Annotated in this window: 6 protein-coding genes; 3 read left to right on the top strand and 3 right to left on the bottom strand. The window is 69.9% G+C overall.

Annotated features, from left to right (window positions below):
• Positions 1–75 precede the first annotated feature (75 nt).
• Both D7Y21_RS00500 and D7Y21_RS00495 read right to left on the bottom strand, forming a co-directional pair.
• The gene (locus D7Y21_RS00500; protein ID WP_121710534.1) at positions 76–1,710 is read right to left on the bottom strand and encodes a long-chain fatty acid--CoA ligase; all 1,635 of its coding nucleotides are present in this window, start codon (positions 1,708–1,710) and stop codon (positions 76–78) included.
• Positions 1,711–1,814: 104 nt separating this feature from the next.
• A complete protein-coding gene (locus D7Y21_RS00495) occupies positions 1,815–2,852 on the bottom strand; it encodes a 6-phosphofructokinase (protein WP_120561335.1) in 1,038 nt (345 codons plus the stop codon).
• A gap of 229 nt (positions 2,853–3,081) precedes the next feature.
• Here D7Y21_RS00495 and D7Y21_RS00490 point away from each other — a divergent pair, with 229 nt between their 5' ends.
• The 3 genes from D7Y21_RS00490 (at position 3,082) to D7Y21_RS00480 (ending at position 5,552) form a co-directional block, all read left to right on the top strand.
• Positions 3,082–3,840, top strand: a complete 759-nt coding sequence (locus D7Y21_RS00490) for a glucosamine-6-phosphate deaminase (RefSeq protein WP_121710532.1) — start codon at positions 3,082–3,084, stop codon at positions 3,838–3,840.
• A 75-nt stretch (positions 3,841–3,915) separates the two neighbouring features.
• Positions 3,916–5,034, top strand: a complete 1,119-nt coding sequence (locus tag D7Y21_RS00485) for an NAD(P)-dependent alcohol dehydrogenase (RefSeq protein WP_121710542.1) — start codon at positions 3,916–3,918, stop codon at positions 5,032–5,034.
• Positions 5,031–5,552 (top strand): DUF4334 domain-containing protein, encoded by a 522-nt coding sequence (locus D7Y21_RS00480; RefSeq protein WP_121710530.1) that lies wholly within the window; start codon positions 5,031–5,033, stop codon positions 5,550–5,552. The genes D7Y21_RS00485 and D7Y21_RS00480 overlap by 4 nt, the downstream gene beginning before the upstream one ends.
• On the opposite strand, the gene D7Y21_RS00475 is transcribed toward D7Y21_RS00480, so the two are convergent.
• Positions 5,549–6,343 (bottom strand): lytic transglycosylase domain-containing protein, encoded by a 795-nt coding sequence (locus tag D7Y21_RS00475; protein WP_121710528.1) that lies wholly within the window; start codon positions 6,341–6,343, stop codon positions 5,549–5,551. The two genes, D7Y21_RS00480 and D7Y21_RS00475, sit on opposite strands and share 4 nt — an antisense overlap.
• Between the last annotated feature and the right edge of the window lie 82 nt (positions 6,344–6,425).

The following is a 6,425-nucleotide window of genomic DNA, read 5'->3' as shown; positions in this document are numbered from 1 at the left end:
ACGTTACCCCCAGCCCCGCCCCGGTGCGAGCCACGGACTCCCAGTGTCAGCTGTCCGGCGGTCCCTCCAACCACTTCAGGACGCGACAGCCGCCTTCATCAGGTGGTCGCCGTAATCCTCTCGCAGCTTCATCTTCAGGAACTTCCCCGTCGACGTGCGCGGAATCTGGGTCACGAAGAGGATGTCATCCGGCAGCCACCACTTCGCGAACTGCTTCTCCAGGTGCGCCGTCAGCTCCGCCTTCGTCGCCTCCTGCCCCGGCTTGAACACCACCGCCGCCAGCGGTCGCTCGTCCCACTTCGGGTGCCGCCCCGCGAACACCGCCGCCTCCAGCACGGACGGATGCGCCATCAGCGCGTTCTCCAGCGCCACGGAGCTGATCCACTCGCCGCCGGACTTGATGACGTCCTTGCTGCGGTCGGTGATGTGCAGGTAGCCCGCCGGGTCGATGGTCACCACGTCGCCCGTCTTGAACCACCCGTCCTTCGTGAACCGGTCCTTGCCCTCGTCCCCGTAGTACGACGCCGCCACCATGGGCCCGCGCACCTCCAATTCACCCATGGCCTTGCCGTCCCAGGGAAGAATCTCCCCCGTGTCGCTCACGTGGCGCGTCTCCACGAACGGCACGGAGTAGCCCTGTGACGCGTACGCATCCAGCTGCGTCTCCGACGACGCCGTGTGCAGGTCCCCCTTGAGCCGCGCGAGCGTGCCCACCGGGTTCATCTCCGTCATGCCCCACGCGTGCAGCACGTTCTGTCCGTGGCGCTTGCGGAACCCGTCAATCAGCGCCGGCGGCGCCGCGGAGCCACCAATCACCATGTGCCGCATCCGGCTCAGGTCCCACTTGCCCGGCTCGCGGTCCAGCTGCGCCAGGATGCCCAGCCAGATGGTGGGCACGCCGCCCGCCACCGTGACCTTCTCGTTCTGCATCAGCTCCAGCAGTGACTGCGGATCCAGGTGTGGCCCCGGCAGCACCTGCTTCGCGCCCGTGAGCAACGCGTCGAACGGCAGGCCCCACGCCGCCGCGTGGAACATGGGCACCACCGCCAGCACCGTGTCGGACTCCCTCAGCCCCAGCACCTCCGGCATGCAACACACCAGCGTGTGCAACACGATGGAGCGGTGGCTGAAGAGCACGCCCTTCGGGTTGCCCGTCGTGCCGGACGTGTAGCAGAGCATCGCCGCGCTGTTCTCATCCAGGCGCGGGAACTCGAACGTGGGCGACTCCGCCGCGAGCAGCTTCTCGTAGTCCAGCCGCCCCTCCGGCACCGGCCCGTCATCCGGGATGACGATGACGTGCTTGATGCTGCCGGCGGCCTTCTCGAACTTCTCCACCAAAGGCAGCAGCGAGCGGTCCACCACCACCACCGTGTCCTCGGCGTGGCGCGCGATGTAGCCCAGGTCGTTGGGGTGCAGCCGCAGGTTGAGCGTGTGCATCACCGCGCCCATCGCCGGCACGCCGAAGTACACCTCCAGGTGCTGGTGGTGGTTCCAGCTCAGCGACGCCACGCGGTCCCCGGGCTTCACCCCCAGCCGCGTGAGCGCGTTCGCCAATTGGCAGACACGCTTGTGGAAGTCCGCGTACGTGTAGCGGTGCAGGGACTTGTCCGGCTTGCGGCTGACGATCTCCTGCGCGCCGTAATAGGAGCGCGCCCGCTCCAGGAAGTGCGTCAGGGTGAGCGGGAAGTCCATCATGCGACCGGTGAGCATCGGCACCATCCCTTTGGGAGAGGGGGAAGGGCCGGATGCTACCGGATGCGCGGCGTCATGCCTGCCACTCCCGGTGGGGGCAGGCATGGCGCATTACGTCAATGTCAGCCGAAGAAAACCTGCGCGACCTCGAAGAACTCCTTGGGCACGCGCTTGAGCTCGCGGGTGGCCTCCGCCAGGTGCTCGCTGACGATTTCGTTGCCGCGCAGGGCGGCCATCTTGCCGAACTCGCCCCGGGCCACCATGTCGCACGCATGCACGCCGAACCGGGTGGCGAGCACGCGGTCGTGCGCCGTGGGGGCGCCGCCGCGCTGGATGTGGCCAAGCACGGAGACGCGCGTCTCGAAGCCGGTGCGCCGCTCAATCTCCGACGCGACGATGTTGCCCACGCCGCCCAGGCGCGGACGGCCCGCTTCGTCCAGGGCTCCCGTCGTGACGAGCTGCTCGTTCTGCTCCGCGGACATCTTGATGCGCGTGCCCTCCGCCACCACCACGATGGAGAAGGTGCGCCCGCCCGCGTGCCGGCGCTGGAGGTGCTGCGCGACGGCCTCCAGGTCCGCGGGAATCTCCGGGACGAGGATGACGTCCGCGCCGCCGGCGATGCCCGCGTAGGTGGCGATCCACCCGACGTGACGGCCCATCACCTCGCAGACGATGACGCGCTTGTGGGACTCCGCGGTGGAGTGCAGCCGGTCCACGGCCTCCGTCGCGATGGCGACCGCGGTGTCGAAGCCGAAGGTGAAGTCCGTGCCGTTGAGGTCGTTGTCGATGGTCTTCGGCACACCGACGATGCGCAGGCCCTCCTGGGACATGCGCGTGGCGGCGGACAGGGTGCCCTCGCCGCCAATGGCGATGACGGCGTGGATGCCATTGCGCTCCATGGAGCGCTTCACGCGCTCCAGGCCGTTCTCCACCTTGAACGGGTTGACGCGCGAGGTGCCCAGGATGGTGCCACCCCGGTGGAGGATGCCGGAGGTGGTCTCCCGCGTGAGGCGGAAGTGGCTGTCATCCAGCAGGCCCTTCCATCCATCACGCAGGCCCATCATCTCGAAGCCGTGCTCGCTGGCACGGCGGACAATGGCGCGGATGACCGCATTGAGGCCGGGGCAATCACCCCCGCCGGTGAGCACGGCGACTTTCATGAGTCCGGTTCTAGCGCGACCCGGCCTCCGCGCGTGAGGACGGATTGCACGGAACGCCCGTGGGAAACCTTCCCCGGTCCCCGGGCGTGCGGGGGACCGGGCTTGTCAATCGTCCGCGGCGCTCACGTGTCATTCCCGGAAGCGTGGGGCCTTGCCGCGCGGCGCCACGCACCGGGCGGCTGGGGGACCGGCGACCGGGGCGGGGAGGCCGGCATATGCTGGCCAACACATGAACCTACGGGTGTTCCAGACGGAGCAGGAGGCGGCCGCCACCTGCGCGGCGCGCATCGCCGAGGCGGTGCGTCACACGCCGGAACTGGTGCTGGGGCTCGTCACGGGGCGCTCGCCGCTCAACGTGTACCGGAACCTCGTGGAGCTGGCGGCCCGGGGGGCGCTGGACCTGTCGCGAGCGACGACGTTCAACGTGGACGAGTTCCTGGGACTGCCGCCCGAGGACGCTGGCAGCTTCCGCGCGTACATGGACCGGCACCTGTTCCGGCATGTGAATCTGTCAACGGAACGGATCCACTTCTTCGACGGGTGCGCGCCGGACGCGGAGGCGGAATGCGCGCGCTATGACGCGGCGCTCGCGGCGGCCGGGGGGCTGGACCTGCTGCTGTTGGGCGTGGGGCCCAACGGGCACATCGCGTTCAACGAACCCGGCGAGGTGCTGACGGCCACGAGCCACCGCGCGCGCCTGTCGCGGGAGACGCGGCTGTCTCACGTGATGGCATTTGGCGATGATCCGTCGAAGGTGCCCATGGCGGCGCTGACGATGGGCATGGCGGCGGTGCTCCAGGCGCGCAAGGTGGTGGTGCTGGCGTTTGGCGTGAACAAGGCCGCGGCGGTGACGGCGATGGTGCACGGACCGCTCACACCCCGGTGGCCCGCGTCGTTCCTCCAGCTCCACCGCGACGTGGAGCTGTGGCTGGACACGGGCGCGGCCAGCGGCCTGCACGGGCGCAAGCTGGAAGCAGCCCAGAGCTGACCCGGAGAGGCATGTGCGACCCCAAAAGGCCCGGGGCATGTGACTTTATTGGCGGACTGCCAATAGTATGTGGCCATGGGTCTTCCAGTGCGAGCCGCGCTGTTGCGGGAAGTGGGTGGTCCCTTCGTCATCGACGAGGTTGAGCTCGATGCGCCGCGGGAGGGAGAGCTGCGCGTGCGGGTGGCGGCGAGCGGCATCTGTCACACCGACCTCACGTACCGGGCGGGAGCGGGCCGCTTCCCACTGCCTGTGGTGTTGGGCCACGAAGGCGCGGGCGTGGTGGAGGCGGTGGGGGAGGGCGTGACGGGCTTCCAGCCCGGCGACGCGGTGGTGCTCAGCTACTTCTCGTGCCGTGGCTGCCGCACGTGCGCGGGCGGACACTTTCCGTACTGCGAGCGGGGCTACGCGGGGAACTTCTCCGGCTCGCGGCCGGACGGCTCGTTCCCCATGCGCTGGCGCGGCGAGCCCGTCCGTTCGAGCTTCTTCCATCAGTCGTCGTTCGCCACGCACGTGCTGGCGCATCAGCACAACGCGGTGAAGGTAGACGGCTCGGTGCCGCTCGAGCGGATTGCTCCGCTGGGCTGTGGGTTCCAGACGGGAGCGGGCGCGGTGCTGGAGGCGTTCCGGCTCCAGCGGGGGCAGCAGCTCGCTGTCTTCGGGGCGGGCTCCGTCGGCCTCGCGGCCATCATGGCGGCGCAGGTCGCGGGCGCGGCGCGCATCCTCGCGGTGGACCTCAGCGCGGAGCGGCTGGAGCTCGCGCGTGAGTTGGGGGCCACGGACACGTTCCTGGCGGATGAGCCCGGGCTCACGAAGATGATGGTGACGCTCACCCGGGGAGGTGTGGACTTCGCGCTGGAGTGCGTCGGGTCGCCCCAGGTGTTGCGGCAGGCGTTCGACGTGACACGGCCCCTGGGCACGTGCGGGTTGCTCGGGCTTCCTGGCCGGGACGCGGAGGTCTCGCTCTCCATGACGGCGCTGCTCATGGGCCGGAGGCTGGTGGGCATCCTCGAAGGCAACGTGGACCCCAAGGCCTTCATCCCCAGGCTGGTCGCGCTGAACGCGGAGGGGCGCTTCCCACTGGAGAAGCTGAGCCGCGCCTATCCCTTCGAAGCCATCAACGACGCGGTTCACGACATGGAGGCGCGCGTGGCGGTCAAACCGGTGCTGCGGATGCCAGGAGGCGGAACGACATGATGTTCGACGAAGCAGTGAAGGCCGGGCGTATCCATGTGGAGGATGCGCTCGCGTTGTTCGACAGCCTGCCCGCGGTGGACGTCGGGTTCATGCGCGGCACGTGGCAGGGGCGCGAGTTCCAGACGGGACACCCGTTGGACGGACTGCTCGCTTCGACCGGCTGGTACGGCAAGCAGTTCATCGACGCGGAGAGCGTGCACCCGTTGCTCTTCTACACGGAGGACCGCAAAGAGGTGTTCCCGGTGGATCCGCGGAAGTGGCCATCCCCGGAGCTCCCGGGACCCGTGGCGCCGCACCGGGCCGCGGTGGAGACCGGGCAGTTCAAGGCACGGCTGCGCATGCTGGAGTTCCGGGGGCGGCTCAGCGCGACGATGGTCTACGACGACCGGCCCATCCTCGACGTGTTCCGGAAGGTGGACCGGGACACGCTGCTGGGGCTGATGGATGCACGGGAGATGGCGCCCTACTTCTTCGTGCTGCGCCGTGAGGCAGAAGGCCCACCCGGGCTTCGACCCTAACGCGTCGCGGAGGCGAGCTTCGCGGGAGGCTTGCTGCCCGACACCGGGCGGGACGCGGGCTTCACGGGGGCCGTCCGCTTCGGTGCGGCGGACGGCTTCGCGGTCGCATCCGGTGGACGGGCCTTCCGCGCGACGGGGGCCTTCACGGCGGCCGCCTTGACCGGAGTCGCGGAGACAGCCGGGCGCTTCGCCACGACCGGCGCCTTCGGCCGCGTGTGCTCATAGGCCGCGAGCACCTTGGCCACGTAGAACTCCGTCTCTCCATTGCGCGGCACGCGCCCGTTCACCGACCCCGGGCCCGCGTTGTACGCGGCCACCGCCAGGCGCACGTCGCGGAACCTTCGCAGCTGTTCGGCCAGGTAGCGCCCGCTCGCGTCGACGGACGGCGCCGGGTCGAAGGGGTCCTCCACCCGCATCAGCGCCGCCGTGTCCGGCATGAGCTGCCCGGGCCCCATGGCCCCCGCGGGCGAGATGCGGTGCACCCGCGTCTCCGACTCCACCTGGATGAGCGCCTTCAAGAGCCCTGGCGGAATCCCGTGGCGGTGCTCCGTGTCCTCGATGAGCGGCTCCAGCGGGGGATGTCCATCCAGCACGCACTCGGGCCGGTGCGCCACGTAGGCCCCCAGCGCGCGCGCCTTCGTCTGGAGGAAGGAGAAGGAGAGGGGCGACACGTGCGTCCCGCCCAGCCACGCCACGCCCAGGTTGAGCAGCACCACGGGCACCAGCGCGCACGGCACCAGCCACGCCCATCCCGGAATCTCGATGCCGCCCACGGCCCGCTTGCGTCCCACCCTCCCCTCTTAAGGGCGCCAGGTGTTCCCGTCCAGCTTCCGGCCGGCTCGCCGCCCCGGCGGCGTCCTGCGCCGGGGCGGG

The organism is Corallococcus sp. AB045 (assembly GCF_003668895.1).
Taxonomy (GTDB): domain Bacteria; phylum Myxococcota; class Myxococcia; order Myxococcales; family Myxococcaceae; genus Corallococcus; species Corallococcus coralloides.
Note: the sequence above shows the minus strand (reverse complement) of the source record. Positions and strands in the feature narration are given on the sequence as shown.

Bases quoted from the DNA above. Each gene is read 5' to 3' on its own strand.
- D7Y21_RS00500 (WP_121710534.1), bottom strand. From the start codon at position 1,710: ATGCTCACCGGTCGCATGATGGACTTCCCGCTCACCCTGACGCACTTC.
- D7Y21_RS00495 (WP_120561335.1), bottom strand. From the start codon at position 2,852: ATGAAAGTCGCCGTGCTCACCGGCGGGGGTGATTGCCCCGGCCTCAAT.
- D7Y21_RS00490 (WP_121710532.1), top strand. From the start codon at position 3,082: ATGAACCTACGGGTGTTCCAGACGGAGCAGGAGGCGGCCGCCACCTGC.
- D7Y21_RS00485 (WP_121710542.1), top strand. From the start codon at position 3,916: ATGGGTCTTCCAGTGCGAGCCGCGCTGTTGCGGGAAGTGGGTGGTCCC.
- D7Y21_RS00480 (WP_121710530.1), top strand. From the start codon at position 5,031: ATGATGTTCGACGAAGCAGTGAAGGCCGGGCGTATCCATGTGGAGGAT.